Raw genomic sequence first — 740 nt, 5'->3', positions numbered from 1 at the left:
TTCTTCAAGGAAGCTCGGCATAACCCCAATTACATGGCCACCTTCTTCTAAAACGGCATCGGCAACAGCACCCATTACACCGACACTTGCGCCTCCGTATACAAGCGTAATATTACGCTTAGCAAGCTCGCTTCCTAGAGCTTTTGCTCCTTCAATATAAAGATCAGATGCCCCGTTACTTGAACCACAAAATACAGCTAGTCTTTTCAAAAGTATCCCCTCCTAAGTAAATCACCGTTAATGATTATACATAATAATGGATCATTTGTTAAACTTAGGTGGATCTTTAAAAATGGAAGGTGGAATCAATCGATGGATTTAACAGAATTTCAAAGATGGGTGAAGGACTACTATAAGATGAGAGGTTGGTCGGACTTAGATATTTTTGTTCGAATTGGCTTTCTGGCTGAAGAAACAGGTGAAGTAGCACGAGCTATTAGAGCTTTAGAGATTGGGAGAGATAGACCAGATGAAGTAGCTGGTACTTTAGAAGAAAACAAGAGAGAATTGACGGAGGAACTAGGAGATGTGTTGGGCAACTTAATTGTGATTGCCAATAAGTATGATATTCCTCTAGAAGAGATCTTTCAATCCCATAAGGATAAACTTGCAGAGCGTTATTCTAGTTAAGGGTTAGGAGCTACATACTAATAAGCGATACGATATATTAAACAAAATACATATTAATAATGGGGAGACCGCATATTTGGTCTCTCTTTTAGCATTCAATTCCTATAAGC

2 protein-coding genes are annotated in these 740 nt (G+C 38.8%); one reads left to right on the top strand and one right to left on the bottom strand.

What is annotated here, in order from left to right; genetic code table 11:
* Positions 1 to 210: LOG family protein (locus POF52_RS30935; RefSeq protein WP_442956664.1), on the bottom strand; the 210-nt coding region annotated here is incomplete at its 3' end.
* A gap of 102 nt (positions 211 to 312) precedes the next feature.
* On the opposite strand from POF52_RS30935, the gene POF52_RS30930 reads away from it, so the two are divergent.
* Complete coding sequence (locus POF52_RS30930) at positions 313 to 630, top strand: MazG nucleotide pyrophosphohydrolase domain-containing protein (RefSeq protein ID WP_074898250.1); 318 nt, start codon at positions 313 to 315, stop codon at positions 628 to 630.
* The last annotated feature ends 110 nt before the right edge of the window (positions 631 to 740 follow it).

The organism is Priestia sp. AB (assembly GCF_028369225.1).
Classification (GTDB): Bacteria; Bacillota; Bacilli; order Bacillales; family Bacillaceae_H; genus Priestia; species Priestia megaterium.
Note: the sequence above shows the minus strand (reverse complement) of the source record. Positions and strands in the feature narration are given on the sequence as shown.

Excerpts from the sequence above, each read along its gene's own strand:
- POF52_RS30930 (WP_074898250.1), top strand. The coding sequence starts at position 313 with ATGGATTTAACAGAATTTCAAAGATGGGTGAAGGACTACTATAAGATG.